The following is a 17,237-nucleotide window of genomic DNA, read 5'->3' as shown; positions in this document are numbered from 1 at the left end:
ATGAATAAGTTTGAAAACGTGGATATTTTCGCTTCTCTTGACGCTATCATGCGGCAGAATACAGGATTTTTCCAAAGTGATTTTGACATTGACAAGGAGATTATCGCAAAAGCAGCGGCAAGCCCTAACAGAGAGGATAAGACGCTGCTATGGTTTTGCCGCCCGTCCGGGACGCATTGTTTTAAGGAGCGCGACGTGTTCCTAAAGGATACCGCCGCCCACAATACATGGTGTTTTTACAAAGAGCAGACCTGCGACTGCGTTCTTGCCTATGCCGTCGAGCTGACGGGCAGGGAGCGCGGGAAAATCAAAGGCAATCTTTATGAGCTTGACTATGCAAGGCAGTATGAGCGCGTTAAGGACAATGCGCTTGCCGCCGACACAGTCAAGTTGATTTATGAGCATGGGACAAGGGAGATACCCGCCGGACAGCATTTTAACGGAAATCCCGATACTTCTTTAGGGAAGTTTGAACACTTTGAAGCAGTACCCAACGACCCGGACGCGCTACAATTCCTTTTACGGGAAGAAAAGCAAAAACGGGATAAACTGACACCGGGCGACTTCAAGGAACATACCGCCGCCCTGCGTGCTGGGCTGATTGAAGCCGAAGCGCGGCGCATTGTGCAGGAAATGAAGCGCAGGGACACGCCCAATAGCCCTAATAGGACACATTTCATGGTGGAGCTGTCCCCGACATTTATGCAGCTTGCGTCCTCTAAGGACACCGACCGTCTGTTTTCCATGTTGCCCTATAAGACACTTTCCTTTTCCAAAATCGAGGGCAGACATGGAACATACGCCTTGATTGATAAAAATGAAAACCGGGGCACAGATATTCGCAGGGTGCGCCCCTCAATCCGGGCGCAGCTTGCCGCTGACAAAAGAAAAGCCGCCCCGAAAAAGGCGGCTGTAAAATCAAAAAATCACGAATTGGAGGTATGAGCATGATTAGACTGACAGTTGAAGAAACAAACCTGTTGAGCATTTACAATGAGGACGGCAAACGTGGGCTTACAGAAAACATCAACGCTGCGCTGCCGTTCATGGACGAGGATATGCGGGAACTGGCGAAACGCACCCTTGCGAAAATCGCACCTCTGACAGAAAATGAGTATGCGGAGCTTGCTATTTTCGCCGCTGATGAGGTATGACCGGGATAAAGCGGCTTACACCACCCCAAAGCCGGAAAGTCAACAGCCTTATAAAAAAGGAGTGCTGCAACTGCGATAACGGACACTGTATTTTACTGGACGACGGGGAGGAATGTGTCTGCCCGCAGCTTATTTCCTATTCGCTTCTTTGCAAATGGTTTCAGACCGCCGTATTGCCCCTTGATAAGCTGCTGTATGCAGAGCTTTTCAAGACCGAGGATAAAAAGCGTTGTACCGAGTGCGGAACTTCTTTTGCGTCCACCTCTAACAGCGTCAAATACTGCCCGGACTGCCGGAAGCGTATTACCCGCAGACAGGCAGCGGAGCGCATGAGAAAACGGCGCGCCCTTGTTACGTAGTAGGGGCAAAAAAAGCCTTGATTTACGGGGCTTTCAGTGCTTGAAAATGACGCGGCAAGGGTTTTATACCTTATCCCCTAAAAATGACGTTCTATTGCGTAACAGATACCAAAAACGCACCTACATAAAACAGGGCGCGGACAGTCTTTTGTTGGCTGTCTGCGCCCTGTTCTTTTACTTTATTCGTGCAGTTCTTCTATATCCTTTATTCGGTTTTCCAATAGGATATACAGCTCTCCATTCTCTCCCCTTATAACCAGAGTATCATTTTCATCGGAATAAGTTCCATATTCCACACATTCTATATATCCGATAAGTGTATTTCCGTCCTCAAAAGTAATTTGGATTTTACTGTCTGCGTTAATATAAGTTTCTACGCCATAACTGCCATTTTCTAATGTTATTCTGTAACATGGTGTAATACCAACCATTTTCATAATTATTCCCGTTCCTTTCCTTTCTTCCGTTCCGGCTCTTTGCCTTGCCGCAAAATATTGTCTATGTTCTGTTTGATAACGTCGTATTCCTTGACCTGTTTTTTCAGCTTGCCATAATCAGCGTAAAGGGCTTCTTTTTGCGCTTGTAGTTTCCCGTATTCTTCCTGCATGGCGGCAAGATTGGGGAGTTTAGTAACGCCCGCCGCTTTCAGTGTCTTTACTGCCGCTTCATGGAGTATCAGACTGCTTTCCTGCTTTGCCCGGTATGCGTCCTTATCCTTTGCCCTGCGGTATGCTTCATAGACAGGTTTTGTCTTTTGGTAGGTAGTAACGTGCTTCATCAGCACCGCCATATCTGCAAGACGCTTTTCCACGCTCTTTAATGCGTCTGCTGTCTTTTCATTTTCCGCATTTACTTCCTCAATCCGGCTGACTAAATCTGCGTACTGCTCAATCTTATGTTCTGTCAAGAAATTCATAGTCTTTGCAGCCAGTTTCAGATTATGGATTTTCGCCCACTGTTCATAGCCCCGGCTCTCTTGTGCCTTGATACTGTTTTCAATGTCAATAAGCAGCGATACGCCGCGCTGCTCTTTGGGAGCTTTCGCTGCCTTTGTGCGTTTGCCCTCTATCCGTTCTCTTATGGCTTCCTCTGTATAATCTGTACCGAGAGTTTTCAGACGGGTAAAGCGTTCCTGTCCGGGAGCGCGGCAGGAGATATATTTTCCCGGCTTTATCTCATAACCCGCTGCCTGTAACCGCTGCAACAATTCTTCAAAACTTGCTACTTGGGGGATAAGCGTATCAACGGCAATTTTCAGCTTGCCTTTCCAACTTGTACCGACCTTTTCCGCTTGATATTCTGCATAGCTTTTTCCCTTGCTGCCTTTGCCCGGAACGACAACAGACAGCCCGTTTTCCCGGCACAGCTTATCGCTCATGTTCCGTATGCCGTAGTAACTGCGCTTATTGGAATTGTACTTATGGTAGTCAACAAAATTGACCGCACAAAAAATGATATGGTTATGGATATGCCCTTTGTCTATGTGGGTAGTTAAGACGTATTCATGCTGTCCCTTTGTTACCGCGTCGGCAAGCTGCTTTCCGATTTCGTGGGCTTTCTCATAATCTACTTCTCCCGGCTCAAAGGACTGTATCAAATGGTGGGCGAGATTGTTTCCCTTATCTATGGCTTGTGCAAGCGTAAATCCAAACTCAATATCTGCCGTTTCATAGCTGCACCCAAAGGAGGACACAAGCATTTTCCCGTCTGTTTTATCCGGGTTTTGGATATAGTCAAGGGCTTTGCTCAACGTGCTTTTAATAGGCTTAATCTTTGTAACCGCCATATCTCCGCAAGCACCCCCTTTATTTCCTCTATGTCCTCTTGGTAAACGCTGCCTGTCGCATTGACACGCTTTGCAATCTGATTGATGTTGACCCCGATTTTCTGTATCTCTGCTGTCATGCCTTTTATATCGCTATGGTCTGTCTGAATGATATACCCGTCAATGGCAATCTTGCGAAGATACGCCGCCATGTTCCGGGTAGGGACAAGCTTCATTTTCTGTTCAATCAATGCCCTTTCTTCCTCTGTTACATAGAATTTGATTTGTATTTTTCTTTTGCGTCCGTTCATGCAATCGCTCCTTTCCATTCCGAGGGTTTGGGACACTTCCCAACAAGCAATTTTCAACCGACGCACCGCAGGACGGGAGGGCGAAAATACGGAAAAGGGTACTCTTTTCCTATGCTTGCTACGAAACTTTATCCCTTACTACCTACAACACCGGGAACGGCAAATTTGACGAACTTTCCCAAAAGAAAAACGCCGCAATCTGCGACGTTTCAATCACTCTATATAAACAAAAACGAGAGAACTTTATTCCCCCGTTTCGTCGTTGTTGGCTTCCTCTATTCCTTTTGCAGTAGCAGACAGGATTTTCAAATCTTTTTCGCTCATACCGTCAAGCATAGTATCGAGCTGACGGCGGCGCGTGGATTTCTCCTGTTCCCGTTCCGGGAAAAAGAACTGGTCTACTGATACATCAAGCAGGGTTACAAGCTCATATAAAATCTGTAAACTTGGGTGCTGCCCGCTGTTCTCAATGGACGCGATATATCGGGGCGCAATATTCAGCGTATCGGCTAACTGATTGCGTGATATTCCCTTTGCTTTTCTTGCTGCTTTAATGGCTTGCCCGAAAGCCTTAAAATCAAATTTTTCTTTGTTCTGCTTCATAGTCATTTCACCCAACTACATTGTATATTTCATCTTCCTTTCGAGATATGATTACACACAGCACATTATTGACTGAAATAGAGCATATCATATACTTGATATTATTCGGCTATCCGAGTATAATTATACTGGTAAAATTTGAGGAAAGGGCGTTTTGATTATGGAATATATGTCTTGTCCCGAAGCGGCAAAGAAATGGGGAATTTCTGAAAGACGAGTACAGATACTTTGTAGCGAAAATCGCATACCGGGCGTTTCAAAACTGGGGTATATGTGGCTGATACCAAAAAACGCGGAAAAACCTTTTGATATGAGAAAGAAACAACATAAAATGCAGATACAATAAACAAACAAATAAACCTTACAACAACTGTAAGTGGTGTGGTTGCTTCTTATGCAGTAAAATTATATTCGTAAGATAAGCGTAAGCAAAAAATGTGAGGTGTGAGATATGAATGATACAAAAAAACTATTAGAAGTACGCGACTTGCACAAAGCATATTCCAAAGAGGGGGTTCCAACAAAAGCACTAAACGGAATTACCTTTGATGTTCTGAATGGCGAATATTTGGGAATTATGGGAGCCAGCGGTTCTGGAAAAACAACATTGTTGAATTGTATTGCTACGGTCATTAAACCAACCTCTGGACAAATTTTACTTTCAGGTGCCAATATAAGCTCTTTTGATGGCACGAAGTTGGCTGAATATCGTGGCAACAAGATTGGTTATCTATTTCAAGATTTTGCTTTACTTGATAATCTAACTGGTAAAGAAAATATTATATTGCCTTTATCAATTCATAATATTGACATTGTTACAGCGGAAAAAAAGCTAAAAGATATAGCAGATTTTCTTGGAATTACAGACGTTCTTTCTAAATTTCCGTCACAAATGTCGGGCGGTCAAAAACAACGCGTAGCTGCTGCACGTAGTTTGATTTCTGACCCCGATATTATTTTGGCTGATGAACCTACAGGTGCATTAGATACAAAATCAGCACGTTTACTCATGGAGAAGTTACAGGAAATCAATCTTAGGCGTGGACGCACAATCCTAATGGTCACGCATGACCCTAACGCCGCGAGTTTCTGTTCTCGTATTTTGTTCATTCAAGACGGTGTTATTTTCCATGAGTTACGTCGTAAAATTCCAAATGAAACACAGGAAGATTTTTATGCACGTATTTTACAAGTGATGGCTCAAATGGGGGGAGGAAGTGCAAATGTTCTTTAATCTCACATGGCGAAACGCCAAACGGAGCCGTAGCGAAAACCTAATTTATTTTCTGACAATGATAACAGCCGTAGCAATGTTTTATATAGTGCTTTCTCTTGGACAACAGGACGTAATACGTTTTTTAAGTGAAATTGAGAGCGACGCAGTAGAACGGTTGCTTACTAATCTTTTACCGACGGTTTATCTTTGTGCTTTATTATTTGTGTTCTTTCTCGTAGTATTTGCAAACAAATATCAACTTGAATGTCGTAGTCGAGAACTGGGGCTTTATTTGATGTTTGGAATGACAAAGATTAAATTATTTATTCAAATAATGACAGAGGGGCTAATCACGTCGTTTTTAGCTCTTTTAGGAGGGCTTGTATGCGGTGGCTTTTTATCCGAAGCTATAAGTCTTACAACCGCGCGTTTAGTAGGGCATGGTATCATTACACACCAATTAAGTTTTTCTGTAAGTGCCGCTATTTTCACATCGTTAGGCTTCTTGATTATTCAGTTTGTAGCATTGTTTGTTCTATGCGGAAAGCTGTTCCGTAAAGAGCTACATCAACTTGTTTATGGAGAGATGGCGAAAAAGCAACGCACAGGGAATCCATATGTAAGTTTCGTATCGTTTGCTATAGGCACCGTAATTTTGCTTGTCGCGTACTGGATTGTTGTAGAGCATTTTATGGCTGCGAGTGGGGCAATGCTGCTTATTGCCGTTTTACTTGGAATTATCGGAACAATTCTATTTATTCGAGGACTTGCAAGAATTTTGAGTATATGGGCAGCTTCTATAAAACACAAAGCCACAAGAGGACTTTATGTATTTACTTTACGGCAGTTGCATGAAAATGTCGTTAATAAATATATTTCAATCAGCGTAGCGTCCATTCTGATGATGCTTACTATTATGTTAATTACCGACGGCTCAGTGCGCATAATGTCATATGGAAGTGAATTGACACGAGGTACTTCTGTTTATGACTTTACTGTAATGGGCAACGACCAAATTGTTGAGAAGTATCTTTCCAACGAACAAATTCGTCCTTATGTATCAAATCTGAACCGTATGGAAATAGGAAATATAAAATCCACTGCTTCGGATGGGATAAGTTCTCCTGTTGATTGGTCGAAATTTAGGAAACAAATCGTGCAGCATTTACCTCAAGATGTAGTAGACCCTGCCACACAAGAAGATGGTATGTATAGTTTTGGCTCCGACCAACCTGCTGCCTTAAACCTTTTAGGTCTTATTGATACTGGTAGTTCTTCTCCTTATTTGCTTCCTGTATCTTCCTATAATCGGTTATTGGATGCCGCGGGAGAAAAACAGATTAGCCTTGGGAACAATGAAGTTGTCTATTATCTCAACCCAGATTTTTTAGGTAATGCTCAAGATGAAACGGTTACACTGTTAAATCAAATTGCAGCAGACGCACAGGCGAATAATGAAGCGTTGCTTTCTATCAACGAAAGACCATTTTATCTTGTTCCCTCTGTACCGATGAAAGGGTTGACCGCAGATGAAAATATCAAGATTATAACTGCATTGATTGTTTCAGATGAGATATATTCAGAATTTGTAAATTCAGACACTTGTATGGTTTATTGGAACTTTTGTATTCCTAATGAACTTGTTGAAACAAAAGGTTTAATGTTACCGATTATGGAAGCTCGTGATTTGTTAAAACCATCTGGTCTATATTACGAAAGCTATCTTAATAATTTTGGGCGACAATTATTTTATGTTATTTCCGGAAGTTATACAACACTATACATGGGATTTATGTTTTTGATTATTGCGTGTGCATTACTTGCCCTGCAATTCTTGACGCAAATGCAAACTACAAAATCAAGGTATCTAACACTCTCTATTTTAGGAGCACGACGTGAACAAATTAAGCGTTCTATCAACCAACAAGTATTATGGTATTTCCTGCTTCCTCTTATATTAGCGTGTATCAGCGGAGCAGTAGGGATATATGCCATGCAGCTATATTTATATTCAGGAGCGGCACACCTTGAACAGTCCTATCCTCTTTTAATTGCTATGGCTGTTATTGTTGTTCTTGTTATGGTAATTTACGGTGTGGCTGTTGCTCGAACAGCTAATCGTGAAATAGGAAAGCTCAATTACAAGCCCAATTCTTAACAGGCTTATAAATATTATGGGAAAGGAGGCGGACATATTGGCAAAGATAGTTGTGGTTGAAGATGATGTTTATATGCGAGAAGAACTGTTGAACTTATTAGAAAAATCGGGATATGATACGATTGGATTATCGGATTTTGAAAACGCAGTATCAGAAATAGCAGCATATTTTCCCGACTTAATTTTGCTTGACATCAATCTTCCCTTTCGTTCGGGTTTTGAAATATGTAAAGAGTTGAAAGCTAAACAGATTGGTACGGTACTCGTATTGACTGCAAGAGATAAATTGCAGGACGAACTGCACGCATTAGACTTGGGGGCTGATGACTATTTAACAAAACCTTGTAATATGTCACGTTTACTTGCCCGAATTAAAAATCTTCTTCGACGTAAAGAAGAACAGGTACAGCAAGGGTTACTTGATGGAGGTGGTTTTTTACTTGACCCGAATACCTTTACAATTTATGTAGGGAATAGCTCTTACCTTATGCCACCGAACGAAGGAAAAATATTACTTGCTCTCTTGAAAAATAGCCCTAAGATTGTTTCTAAAAAAGAATTATGCATTAGACTATGGGGAACAGAAGAATTTATAGACGAAAATGCATTACAAGTAAATTTTACTCGGCTGCGAAAAACGCTTCGTGAATTTGGTCTTGAAGAACGTATAGAAACAGTGCGCGGTCAAGGCTACCGCTTGAAAGAGCAGGTGCGCTTATGAATAAGTTGAAAATACTTTTAATCTATATTTCCTCTAACCGGGTATGGATTATTACACTTGCCTGTTTGGACTTGTTCTTTATATTTCTTGCTTGGTTGGCTAACCCTGATTATTTTATAAATTATGCTGCATTGATAATTTTTGTGTCATTTGCCGCACTTGCTATTCCTCTTGCTATATCAATCAGAAAACGTAACAAGGCAGACGCTATTTTTCGGCGTTTTCTATTAGAGCCGGACGATACCAACGAATACTTACTGTGTGAAGCTGTTCCCGCTGTAATACGCCCTCTTATCTGTGAATTGGGAAAACATTTGAGGACGCAGCAAGAATATATCAACGAACAGAAAATTACAGTTACAGACTATGAACACTATGTTGAAAATTGGGTGCATGAAATCAAAAAACCACTATCCCTTATGACCTTGCTACTGGATAATCGAAAAGATGAAATGTCCCCTTTGGTTCATACTCGTATGCTTTATGTACGCGACCATACCCGACAGGATATAGAACAAATTCTATACTTTTCAAGGCTTGGGGCTACACATAAGGATTACTCTTTTGAGTCGCTTTCAATTCTTGGAACTTGCCGTGAAGCAGTTGAAGATAATTTAACGCTTCTTGAAGAAGCCGGATTTTCTATTGAATATACCGAAAACGATTATCAAGTGATTTCTGACAAAAAAGGTCTGATGTTCATTTTAGGACAGATAATCAGTAATAGTGTGAAATATGTGGGAAACAACCTTGCCCCACGGCTCATATTTTCCATAGCTGATAGTATGAATAGTGAACAGATTTCTTTATCTATCAAAGACAACGGCACAAGCATACCATTGTCTGACTTACCCTTTGTTTTCGACAAGGGGTTTACCGGAGATACGGGCAGTTACCTTAGTCGTTCTACAGGTATGGGCTTATACCTTGTTCAGAAAATGGCAACTGACTTATTTATCACGGTGGAGCTTAAAAACAATTCATACGGTGGAACAACCGTAACCTTGACGTTTCCAAAAGTGTAACGTCTATTTGGGAGGTAGTGAAATGCAGTTACAGAATGAAATAGTAAAAAAGCACACGCCAATAAAAAGCTTGCTCATTGATTGGTTAATTATATTTGGAACGTATCTTTTTATCCGCATATTCTTTGCCCTCTTTGGGCTTCATCAGAATATTGTCCTCTTGGGCTGTTGCCTTGCGATATTGCCCTATCTTTTTGGGGCGTTATATTTACAGAAATCCCACAAGCAATGTCAATTATGGCTTGCTGCATTGGCTATTTTAATACCGTCGGTCGTTGAAAAAGCAGCAATATATTTATTTGGTGCGTACTTATACAATTTAAGACCGATAAATGTTGTAGGAGTTATGGAAGCGATTAAGAGTAACGCACCATATACAAACTTCATTAAAAATCAATCAGCACAGAATTTAATAAATCTATCATATTTTAATTGGACATATATTCTATGCAGTATAGCTATTTCTGTTTTGGTTATCCTGCTTTTACATAAGACAAAACAAAAAAGTAATAAAGGATAATGAGAAATTTTTGAAATTGACATAGTATAGAACATCTGCCGGACGACGGCAAAGAAAAAAAGCCGTCGCAACGCAGACAGGTTTTCACGCGCCTATTCTATTTCGGCGGCTTTGATTTTCAGAGCCGCCGTTTCTTTTTATCTATCTAAATTCTAACGATAACTCTCCTACTAGATAAAGACATGGCGGTATCAAGGAGGTATCGTCATGTCCTTTTTCCTATGCCCTAATAGACTGTTATCAAAAAAAGCCATTACCCGCCAACGGGTTATTCTGGCTACATAGATGAACTCACAAATCATACATATACTTTTGATAATTCCTTTGCGCCTGTCTGCAATTTGCAGACGGGCGCATTTTGTATTTTATCAAAAAACTTTTTCAAAAAATTTCTAAAACCAACGTCCATTTTGAAGTGCGTTGGTTTGAGGGTTTACGAAAGGGGACATTTCAAACTCCACCGCTTTCGCGGCAGCGAAAGGAGGTGAGAACATGAACGAGCCTATTCGTACCCAATGGCAAATCCGTTGTGCTTTTAACGGCTTTTGCAAACTGGCGTTGAAGCGAGAAGCTATGAATGCCCACAGGGACACAAAGCAGCGACAATTACGCGAGGTTACTTTTTCTGACCTGTCGCCACTGGAAGAAAAACAGCTCTACGTCTGCGACGAGTATTTTGCAGATGATGAAGCAGAACAGTCTTTCGTTGTCGGCGGCAAAGAAATTACTGCGAAGCTGCTTGCCGAAGCCCTGCACAGTTTGCCGGAAGAAAAGCGGGAAACCGTACTGCTGTATTATTTCTTTGACATGAGCGAACGCGAGATTGCAAAGTTTTGTAATCTGTCAAGGACAACGGTACAGTCCCGCCGGACAAGCTCAATGAAGCTGTTAAAACGCTATTTGGAGGAAAAAGCCTATGACTGCACAGATTAGTAAATCAGAACAGGACGAACGCGGCTTGTTGCCTTACCCGGTAATCATAGCCGCTACTAAGGGCGACCCGGAAGCTATGAACATTGTCGTACAGCATTACGAAAGCTACATAGCGTCCCTGTCTATGCGAAAGCTGCGTGATGAGCGCGGAAATATCTATTGGGGCATAGATGAGGATATACGCGACCGCTTGCGTTCGCGTCTTATGCGGGCTGTCCTTTCATTCAAGGTTTGAGATAACCACAAGCAGCGTCCCCCTTTCCGCTGCCTGTTGACTTGACCTTACTTGCTCTTTGACAAAGAAAGCGACGCAAGATAACGGCGACGCAGTATAGGGCAAATCGGATACGTCCTTTTTGCGTTGAGCCATACGGCAGGTGCGCCATGACGCTTTTCTTCTATTGGAGAAAGTCGAGCGACCACCACCACGCCGGGGAACAAGTGTAGCGGCTTGTGGGCGACGACACGCACTAAGGGTAGACAAGCCTTTATAGCCATAGTCCGAGCGTTAAAAGCGTCGCAGGCATTGGGTAGAGCTGCCTTAACGGGCAGGGGTGGAACTCCCGCGAGGTTGTGCTAACAGCCGTCCGATTAAAGCCCCTTTTACTATTCACTTTTCCTAATATTGAAAGGGGGACGATACTATGAGTAACGCCGACGTGCCTATTTGGGAAAAATACACGCTTACGATAGATGAAGCAGCTAAATACTTCCGTATCGGAGAAAACAAGCTGCGTAAATTAGCCGAGGAAAATCCTGCCGCCGGGTGGGTTATTATGAACGGCAACCGTATTCAAATCAAGCGCAAACAGTTTGAAAAAATGATTGATACCATAGACACAATCTGATAGTGAAATTGAGCCTTGAATGTGCTATAATGGGATAAGCATATCAAGGCTCTTTCCGTCTTGGAAAGGAGCATTGAAAAATGTCAAAGAAAAGACGTGACAGCAAAAATCGAGTTTTGCGGTCGGGAGAGAGCCAGAGAAAAGACGGAAGATATGCTTACAAATATATAGATACCTTTGGTAATCCGCAGTTTGTGTATGCGTGGAAGTTAGTACCTACGGACAAGACCCCTGCCGGAAAGCGTGAGGATATATCCCTACGAGAAAAGGTAAAAGAGATACAGAAAGACCTTGACGACGGGATAGACACCATAGGCAAGAAAATGACGGTCTGCCAACTTTATGCAAAGCAGATACGCCACCGGGGAAATGTAAGGTACAATACGAAAAACGGACGCAAGCGGCTGATGAAGCTACTGGAAGAAGATAAACTTGGGGGCTGCCCGATTGACAGCGTGAAGCTGTCCGACGCGAAAGAATGGGCAATCCGCATGAAAGAAAAAGGAATTTCCTATAAGACTATCAGTAATGACAAGCGTTCCTTGAAAGCTGCCTTTTACACAGCGATACAGGACGATTGCATAAGGAAAAATCCTTTTGACTTCCAGTTAAACACTGTCATTGAAGATGATACAGAACCAAAGGTTCCGCTAACACCAGCGCAGGAAGAAAGTTTTTTGTCCTTTGCTCAAAATGACAAAGTTTATCAGAAGTATTATGACGAGCTTATTATTTTGCTTGGGACAGGGCTTCGTATCTCTGAACTTTGCGGGCTGACCGATACTGACATTAACTTTGAGAATAGGATAATCAATGTAGACCACCAACTTTTAAGAAGTGCGGAAACAGGATATTACATTGAAACACCAAAAACGAAAAGCGGTATTCGTCAAATTCCAATGAGCGAAAAAGTATATGAAGCATTTAACCGAGTGCTGAAACGGCGCAGGGGTGCAAAAGCTGTTACTATTGACGGTTACAGCAACTTCCTTTTCCTCAACCGGGACGGCTACCCGAAAACAGCTACCAATTATGACGGTATGTTTAGGGGGCTTGCAAAGAAGTACAACAAGTACCATGAGGAAGCTCTACCGAAAGTAATGACACCGCACACCTTACGTCATACGTTCTGTACCAACATGGCAAATGCCGGAATGAACCCGAAAGCATTACAGTACATTATGGGACATTCCAACATTACTATGACGCTGAACTATTACGCACACGCTACTTTCGACAGCGCAAAAGCTGAAATGCTGCGGATAGCAGCTTAGTAGTAAATCAAGGTTTTACTACTTCTTTACTACTTTTGAAAGCAAAAACCTAAGCGGATATAAAAATATATGTGAGTTTCTTCCGATACGAAAAATGCCGGAAAAGCCTGTAAATACGGGCTATACCGGCATATAAGAACTTCTAAAAAGATAATCAAAATTCATATCTAATTTTCTGATAAAAAGGCGATGAAATCCACATACGGTGTCAACAGGAACATGAAAATCACAGAACCGATGGTGTTGAACAGAACATTGACAGCAGCGGCTCGTTTGGCCGAGGTGCTGCCGCCGATGGACGCAAACACGGCGGTTACTGTTGTCCCGATATTGGAGCCAAAGACAAACGGCAGGGCAGCTGTCAGCGTCATGGCTCCGGAATCGTAGATTTTCTGTATGATTCCTACAACCGCAGAGCTGGACTGCACGACGGCGGTCATCAGGGTACCGCTGATAAAGCCGAGAATCGGCTGATTCTGCATAGTCGTTGCCAGTGTCGTAAAGAAATCCATCTGTCCCAGCTTGCTCAGCTCGTCTCCCATCAGCCGCAGACCGAAGAACAGCAGACCGAAGCCCAGAACGATCTGTCCCATATAGGTCTGTTTCTTCCGCTTGGCAAACAGGGTGATCAAAACCCCCAGGAATACGAAATACAAGGCCAGTGCCTCTACCTTTAATCCGATTAGAAATGCGGTTACGGTCGTACCGATGTTCGCTCCGATGATGATGCCGATGGATTGCTCCAGACTCATCAATCCGGCACGTACAAAGCCGATGGCAATGGCACTGGTGGCACTGCTTGACTGAATAAATACGGTAATGATACTACCCACAAGGATTCCCTTCCAGGGCTTGTTGGTGTAACGGTCGATATACTCTCTTAATTTTTCTCCCGCGATGCTTTTCAGACCATCTCCCATGAACTGTATTCCGAACAAAAAGAGCGCCAGACCTCCAATGATGAAGTCCCAGCTGATATCTGCCGGTGTCATGGCGGAAGCTGCAATATGTAACATAAGATTCCTCCCAAAAAAACTCTAAAATTACATGGTAGCAAGGTAATTTTAACAGAATTTTTACATTCTGTATATAAATTGAAAGGCGTTTTTACAATTTCACGTCAGAAAAGCCCTTTTGATCGGATATGGCGTACAGCTCGTGCTGTGACAATCTTTTTCTGCTATTCATTTGCACGCCGCTCGTGTTATAATAGGGTATATGCCTGTATAGGATACAAAACCTAGAAAGCGACGACGCTATGTAAGGTGGCATATGGGGATATACGGTTAAGAATCGAGGTGGCTTATGGAAATCAGTGTATTTAATCAGAGCGGAGAACGGCGCTGGTCGCGCTATGCCTCCGATTTCAGAACGATCAGTGAAAAGACACAGCAGGTTTTAAAGCTGGAAGGGCTCAGGAGTGCCTCCGTAATCTTCGTGACACCCCAGATGATTCATGAAATGAACAGGGATTATCGCGGTATCGACCGGCCGACTGATGTCATCAGCTTTGCCATGAAGGACAGCGAGGATGCATATGAGGTCATGGAGGGGGAGGAAGAGCTCGGTGATATATTCATCAACATAGAAGCGATTACAGCGCAGGCGGCGGATTACGGTCACAGCTTGCGAAGAGAGGTCTGCTTTCTGTTTACGCATGGGCTTTTGCACCTGCTGGGATACGACCACATGACACCGGAGGATGAGGCTGTGATGTTTCAGCTGCAGAATGTGATACTGGATGATATCGTTCCTAAAAAAATACGGAAATAAATTCCGGTATGCATTTGCCGGTCTTATGCATGGGCTGCTGCATGACCGTAGCATTGTGCTGCAGACAGTTCTGGGAATGGTTGTGCTTGCGGTCTGTGCTTGTCTGGGGCTGGAGGCGATGGAATGGTGCGTCATTCTGATCGTCATTGGTGCTGTGATTGCACTGGAATATATCAATTCCGCTCTGGAAACGATTGTGGACATGGTGTCGCCGCAATACAGTGAGGGAGCGAAAAAAGCAAAGGATTACGCAGCTGCAGCTGTGCTGGTGATGTCGCTGGCGGCGGCAGCTGTTGGAATCGTAATCATAGGAGGAAAGCTGTTTTTATGAATGTGAATGAACAATATCAGGAGCTGCTGGATGCGGCGTTTGCTGCCATGCAGCATGCATATGCACCATACTCCCGCTATCATGTGGGAGCTTGTGTGAAAACTAAGGATGGAACGCTGATTCCGGGGGCTAATATAGAGAATGCTTCCTTCGGTCTGACGAATTGTGCCGAGCGAAGTGCGATATTTGCCGCTTATTCTATGGGCTATCGCAGGGAGGATATCGTAGCGATTGCCATTGTGAGTGACGGAACGAAGCTTGCGGCGCCCTGTGGTGCCTGTCGGCAGGTACTGGTGGAGCTGCTGCAGCAGGATACTCCCATCGTGTTAAGCAACAAGCAGGAGCAGAAAATAACAAGCATCGCCGAGCTTTTACCGATGTCCTTTACGAGTGAGGATGTTTTATGAGCTATAAGTCAGGATTTATTTCCATTATCGGCCGTCCGAATGCAGGCAAAAGCACCCTGCTAAATGCCATCCTGCAGGAAAAGGTAGCCATTACAACGCCAAAGCCGCAGACAACACGGAATAATATATCAGGGATATTGACGCGGGAGGATGCGCAGTTTGTCTTTGTGGACACACCGGGAATTCATAAGCCGAAGCATGAGCTGGGGCGTACTCTGAACCGCAATGCATATACGGCGATTGCTGAGGCGGATGTGAATTACTGGATGGTGGATGCCACACAGCCCTTTGGCAGTGGAGACGAATTCATTCTGGAAAAGATGAAAAGCGCACAGATTCCGGTATTTCTGATTCTTAATAAAATCGATCTGCTGGATAAGGAGGCGGTGCTTACGACCCTGAGTAAGTGGCAGAGCCGCATGCAGTTTGCGGAAATCTTTCCGGTATCTGCGCTGAAACGCGAAAATGTGGAGCATCTTTTGGAGGTGACAAAGTCGTATCTGCAGGAGGGCGTGAAGTATTTTCCGGATGATATGATCAGTGACCATGGAGAAAATTTCCAGATTGCGGAAATCATCCGGGAAAAGGTATTGTATAAAACAAATGAAGAGGTCCCGCATTCTGTTGCGGTCATCGTGGAAAAAAAGGAAGAAAGCGATACCCGCATGGAGCTGTCGGCTCTCATCGTCGTGGAGCGCTCCTCGCAAAAGAGTATACTGATTGGAAAGCAGGGAGCGATGATTCGCGGCATCCGTCTTGCAGCCCAGAAGGAGCTGAAGGAAAAATTCGGTAAAAAGGTGGAGCTGGAGCTGTATGTGCGTGTCGAGAAGAACTGGCGCAATCGCAGCAGCAAGCTGCATCAGCTGGGTTATCTAGAGCTGGAAGAAGGGAAATAATGCAGGAGGAAGTGTGCGGAATCCTGGTGGATGTGAAGGAGTATCGGGAACATGATGCCCTGTTGAAGGTATTGTGTGAGGATGGCTCCCTGCTCAGTGTGAGCGCCCGTGGAGTTCGTAAGGTCACAAGTAAGAATGCTCCTGCCGTACAGCTGTTTACACTGGCACGTCTGCAGCTGAATTATCAGCAGACTGCTTCGATACAGTCTCTACGCCGGGCAGAAATTATAAACAGTTATCGCAAAATTCGGGAGGATCTTGTAAAGCAGAGCATTGCCTCCTACTTCTGTGAATGCATATACCGCAGTGGCTTTGAGGAAAATGTATACATCCTGCTGAAGCAAAGCCTGGATATTTTACAGGATGCAAAGCATCCGCTGCAGATACTTTGTCTGTTTCAGGCTGTTATGAATCGCATGCATGGAATTGAACCGTTTGTGGATGGCTGTGTCCGCTGTCAGAGCACGCAGCATATTCAGGCAGTGTCGCGAAGAGATGGCGGCTTTGTTTGCAAAAGCTGTCTGCGATATGGCGATCATGTCATACCGCGCAGGGATTTGAAAACCTTTCGTCTTCTTTGCAAGGCAGAGCTGGAGCATTATGAGCTGATTGAGAGACTGGAACCGTTTAGCAGTGAAAACTTTGAAGAGCTGTATGGCTTTTTTGAAGATTATGGCGGCATAGCGCTGAAAAGTGTGCGTTTTCTTCGAACCCTGTTCGCTATGGAGGGGCACATGTAAGCTGGATGCGAAATGCCTGCAGAATGTAAATGAAAAGCAATCCTACAAGGGAATTCTCTATAGGGCTGCTTTTTTTTGATTATTGTACCGGTATTTTTACGCACGTACTGCCTGTAGATGGACAACGGGCAAAGCGGCCTGCATCAAAACGAAAAGAAGATAAACGCCGGTGCTTTTATGACGCTGCCTTTACTGTACAGGGA

21 protein-coding genes and 1 pseudogene are annotated in these 17,237 nt (G+C 43.6%); 17 read left to right on the top strand and 5 right to left on the bottom strand.

Going from position 1 to position 17,237, the window contains the following annotated elements; genetic code table 11:
- Genes G4D54_10685 through G4D54_10675 form a run of 3 tightly spaced genes read left to right on the top strand, consistent with a single transcriptional unit; the run spans position 1 to position 1,513 of the window.
- Positions 1–945, top strand: coding sequence for a hypothetical protein (locus tag G4D54_10685; protein QJA02876.1), 945 nt, complete (start codon positions 1–3; stop codon positions 943–945).
- Positions 946–947: 2 nt separating this feature from the next.
- Positions 948–1,154: a conjugal transfer protein gene (locus tag G4D54_10680; GenBank protein QJA02875.1), complete on the top strand. Its 207-nt coding sequence runs from the start codon at positions 948–950 to the stop codon at positions 1,152–1,154.
- Complete coding sequence (locus tag G4D54_10675) at positions 1,151–1,513, top strand: conjugal transfer protein (protein QJA02874.1); 363 nt, start codon at positions 1,151–1,153, stop codon at positions 1,511–1,513. Before G4D54_10680 ends, G4D54_10675 begins: the two co-directional genes overlap by 4 nt.
- Before the next feature lie 179 nt (positions 1,514–1,692).
- Here G4D54_10675 and G4D54_10670 read toward each other — a convergent pair whose 3' ends face one another.
- The 4 genes from G4D54_10670 to G4D54_10655 form a co-directional block, all read right to left on the bottom strand.
- The gene (locus G4D54_10670) at positions 1,693–1,950 is read right to left on the bottom strand and encodes a hypothetical protein (GenBank protein QJA02873.1); all 258 of its coding nucleotides are present in this window, start codon (positions 1,948–1,950) and stop codon (positions 1,693–1,695) included.
- Between the two features lie 2 nt (positions 1,951–1,952).
- Positions 1,953–3,299, bottom strand: coding sequence for a relaxase/mobilization nuclease domain-containing protein (locus tag G4D54_10665; GenBank protein ID QJA02872.1), 1,347 nt, complete (start codon positions 3,297–3,299; stop codon positions 1,953–1,955).
- A complete protein-coding gene (locus G4D54_10660) occupies positions 3,260–3,589 on the bottom strand; it encodes a MobC family plasmid mobilization relaxosome protein (GenBank protein QJA02871.1) in 330 nt (109 codons plus the stop codon). Before G4D54_10660 ends, G4D54_10665 begins: the two co-directional genes overlap by 40 nt.
- A 243-nt stretch (positions 3,590–3,832) precedes the next feature.
- Entirely contained in the window at positions 3,833–4,198 is a 366-nt protein-coding gene (locus G4D54_10655; GenBank protein ID QJA02870.1) for a helix-turn-helix transcriptional regulator, read from the bottom strand.
- Positions 4,199–4,643: 445 nt separating this feature from the next.
- Here G4D54_10655 and G4D54_10650 point away from each other — a divergent pair, with 445 nt between their 5' ends.
- The 9 genes from G4D54_10650 (at position 4,644) to G4D54_10610 (ending at position 12,887) form a co-directional block, all read left to right on the top strand.
- The gene (locus G4D54_10650) at positions 4,644–5,426 is read left to right on the top strand and encodes an ABC transporter ATP-binding protein (protein QJA02869.1); all 783 of its coding nucleotides are present in this window, start codon (positions 4,644–4,646) and stop codon (positions 5,424–5,426) included.
- On the top strand, positions 5,416–7,566 hold the full coding sequence (locus tag G4D54_10645) for an ABC transporter permease (GenBank protein ID QJA02868.1): 2,151 nt from the start codon (positions 5,416–5,418) through the stop codon (positions 7,564–7,566). The genes G4D54_10650 and G4D54_10645 overlap by 11 nt, the downstream gene beginning before the upstream one ends.
- A gap of 16 nt (positions 7,567–7,582) precedes the next feature.
- A complete protein-coding gene (locus tag G4D54_10640; GenBank protein QJA02867.1) occupies positions 7,583–8,287 on the top strand; it encodes a response regulator transcription factor in 705 nt (234 codons plus the stop codon).
- Positions 8,284–9,312: a HAMP domain-containing histidine kinase gene (locus tag G4D54_10635; GenBank protein ID QJA02866.1), complete on the top strand. Its 1,029-nt coding sequence runs from the start codon at positions 8,284–8,286 to the stop codon at positions 9,310–9,312. Before G4D54_10640 ends, G4D54_10635 begins: the two co-directional genes overlap by 4 nt.
- A 22-nt stretch (positions 9,313–9,334) precedes the next feature.
- Complete coding sequence (locus tag G4D54_10630; protein ID QJA02865.1) at positions 9,335–9,832, top strand: hypothetical protein; 498 nt, start codon at positions 9,335–9,337, stop codon at positions 9,830–9,832.
- A gap of 492 nt (positions 9,833–10,324) precedes the next feature.
- Positions 10,325–10,765 carry a sigma-70 family RNA polymerase sigma factor gene (locus G4D54_10625; protein QJA02864.1) on the top strand — a complete coding sequence of 147 codons (441 nt, stop codon included), beginning with the start codon at positions 10,325–10,327 and terminating at the stop codon, positions 10,763–10,765.
- Entirely contained in the window at positions 10,749–11,000 is a 252-nt protein-coding gene (locus tag G4D54_10620) for a helix-turn-helix domain-containing protein (GenBank protein ID QJA02863.1), read from the top strand. The genes G4D54_10625 and G4D54_10620 overlap by 17 nt, the downstream gene beginning before the upstream one ends.
- 409 nt (positions 11,001–11,409) lie before the next feature.
- Positions 11,410–11,613 carry a helix-turn-helix domain-containing protein gene (locus G4D54_10615; protein QJA02862.1) on the top strand — a complete coding sequence of 68 codons (204 nt, stop codon included), beginning with the start codon at positions 11,410–11,412 and terminating at the stop codon, positions 11,611–11,613.
- An 80-nt stretch (positions 11,614–11,693) separates the two neighbouring features.
- Complete coding sequence (locus G4D54_10610) at positions 11,694–12,887, top strand: site-specific integrase (protein ID QJA02861.1); 1,194 nt, start codon at positions 11,694–11,696, stop codon at positions 12,885–12,887.
- 173 nt (positions 12,888–13,060) lie between these two features.
- On the opposite strand, the pseudogene G4D54_10605 reads toward G4D54_10610, so the two are convergent.
- Positions 13,061–13,903, bottom strand: a pseudogene (locus tag G4D54_10605) (Na/Pi cotransporter family protein).
- A gap of 289 nt (positions 13,904–14,192) precedes the next feature.
- On the opposite strand from G4D54_10605, the gene ybeY reads away from it, so the two are divergent.
- The 5 genes from ybeY to recO are packed head-to-tail and all read left to right on the top strand — an operon-like array spanning position 14,193 to position 17,034.
- The gene (gene ybeY, locus G4D54_10600) at positions 14,193–14,660 is read left to right on the top strand and encodes an rRNA maturation RNase YbeY (GenBank protein ID QJA02860.1); all 468 of its coding nucleotides are present in this window, start codon (positions 14,193–14,195) and stop codon (positions 14,658–14,660) included.
- The gene (locus tag G4D54_10595; protein ID QJA02859.1) at positions 14,629–14,991 is read left to right on the top strand and encodes a diacylglycerol kinase; all 363 of its coding nucleotides are present in this window, start codon (positions 14,629–14,631) and stop codon (positions 14,989–14,991) included. The genes ybeY and G4D54_10595 overlap by 32 nt, the downstream gene beginning before the upstream one ends.
- Complete coding sequence (cdd, locus tag G4D54_10590; protein QJA02858.1) at positions 14,988–15,398, top strand: cytidine deaminase; 411 nt, start codon at positions 14,988–14,990, stop codon at positions 15,396–15,398. The genes G4D54_10595 and cdd overlap by 4 nt, the downstream gene beginning before the upstream one ends.
- On the top strand, positions 15,395–16,294 hold the full coding sequence (locus tag G4D54_10585) for a GTPase Era (GenBank protein ID QJA02857.1): 900 nt from the start codon (positions 15,395–15,397) through the stop codon (positions 16,292–16,294). The genes cdd and G4D54_10585 overlap by 4 nt, the downstream gene beginning before the upstream one ends.
- Positions 16,294–17,034 (top strand): DNA repair protein RecO, encoded by a 741-nt coding sequence (gene recO, locus G4D54_10580; GenBank protein QJA02856.1) that lies wholly within the window; start codon positions 16,294–16,296, stop codon positions 17,032–17,034. The genes G4D54_10585 and recO overlap by 1 nt, the downstream gene beginning before the upstream one ends.
- The last annotated feature ends 203 nt before the right edge of the window (positions 17,035–17,237 follow it).

This window comes from [Clostridium] innocuum (assembly GCA_012317185.1).
Taxonomy (GTDB): domain Bacteria; phylum Bacillota_I; class Bacilli_A; order Erysipelotrichales; family Erysipelotrichaceae; genus Clostridium_AQ; species Clostridium_AQ innocuum.
Note: the sequence above shows the minus strand (reverse complement) of the source record. Positions and strands in the feature narration are given on the sequence as shown.

Bases quoted from the DNA above. Each gene is read 5' to 3' on its own strand.
- G4D54_10685 (QJA02876.1), top strand. From the start codon at position 1: ATGAATAAGTTTGAAAACGTGGATATTTTCGCTTCTCTTGACGCTATC.
- G4D54_10680 (QJA02875.1), top strand. From the start codon at position 948: ATGATTAGACTGACAGTTGAAGAAACAAACCTGTTGAGCATTTACAAT.
- G4D54_10675 (QJA02874.1), top strand. From the start codon at position 1,151: ATGACCGGGATAAAGCGGCTTACACCACCCCAAAGCCGGAAAGTCAAC.
- G4D54_10670 (QJA02873.1), bottom strand. From the start codon at position 1,950: ATGAAAATGGTTGGTATTACACCATGTTACAGAATAACATTAGAAAAT.
- G4D54_10665 (QJA02872.1), bottom strand. From the start codon at position 3,299: ATGGCGGTTACAAAGATTAAGCCTATTAAAAGCACGTTGAGCAAAGCC.
- G4D54_10660 (QJA02871.1), bottom strand. From the start codon at position 3,589: ATGAACGGACGCAAAAGAAAAATACAAATCAAATTCTATGTAACAGAG.
- G4D54_10655 (QJA02870.1), bottom strand. From the start codon at position 4,198: ATGACTATGAAGCAGAACAAAGAAAAATTTGATTTTAAGGCTTTCGGG.
- G4D54_10650 (QJA02869.1), top strand. From the start codon at position 4,644: ATGAATGATACAAAAAAACTATTAGAAGTACGCGACTTGCACAAAGCA.
- G4D54_10645 (QJA02868.1), top strand. From the start codon at position 5,416: ATGTTCTTTAATCTCACATGGCGAAACGCCAAACGGAGCCGTAGCGAA.
- G4D54_10640 (QJA02867.1), top strand. From the start codon at position 7,583: ATGGGAAAGGAGGCGGACATATTGGCAAAGATAGTTGTGGTTGAAGAT.
- G4D54_10635 (QJA02866.1), top strand. From the start codon at position 8,284: ATGAATAAGTTGAAAATACTTTTAATCTATATTTCCTCTAACCGGGTA.
- G4D54_10630 (QJA02865.1), top strand. From the start codon at position 9,335: ATGCAGTTACAGAATGAAATAGTAAAAAAGCACACGCCAATAAAAAGC.
- G4D54_10625 (QJA02864.1), top strand. From the start codon at position 10,325: ATGAACGAGCCTATTCGTACCCAATGGCAAATCCGTTGTGCTTTTAAC.
- G4D54_10620 (QJA02863.1), top strand. From the start codon at position 10,749: ATGACTGCACAGATTAGTAAATCAGAACAGGACGAACGCGGCTTGTTG.
- G4D54_10615 (QJA02862.1), top strand. From the start codon at position 11,410: ATGAGTAACGCCGACGTGCCTATTTGGGAAAAATACACGCTTACGATA.
- G4D54_10610 (QJA02861.1), top strand. From the start codon at position 11,694: ATGTCAAAGAAAAGACGTGACAGCAAAAATCGAGTTTTGCGGTCGGGA.
- ybeY (QJA02860.1), top strand. From the start codon at position 14,193: ATGGAAATCAGTGTATTTAATCAGAGCGGAGAACGGCGCTGGTCGCGC.
- G4D54_10595 (QJA02859.1), top strand. From the start codon at position 14,629: ATGATATCGTTCCTAAAAAAATACGGAAATAAATTCCGGTATGCATTT.
- cdd (QJA02858.1), top strand. From the start codon at position 14,988: ATGAATGTGAATGAACAATATCAGGAGCTGCTGGATGCGGCGTTTGCT.
- G4D54_10585 (QJA02857.1), top strand. From the start codon at position 15,395: ATGAGCTATAAGTCAGGATTTATTTCCATTATCGGCCGTCCGAATGCA.
- recO (QJA02856.1), top strand. From the start codon at position 16,294: ATGCAGGAGGAAGTGTGCGGAATCCTGGTGGATGTGAAGGAGTATCGG.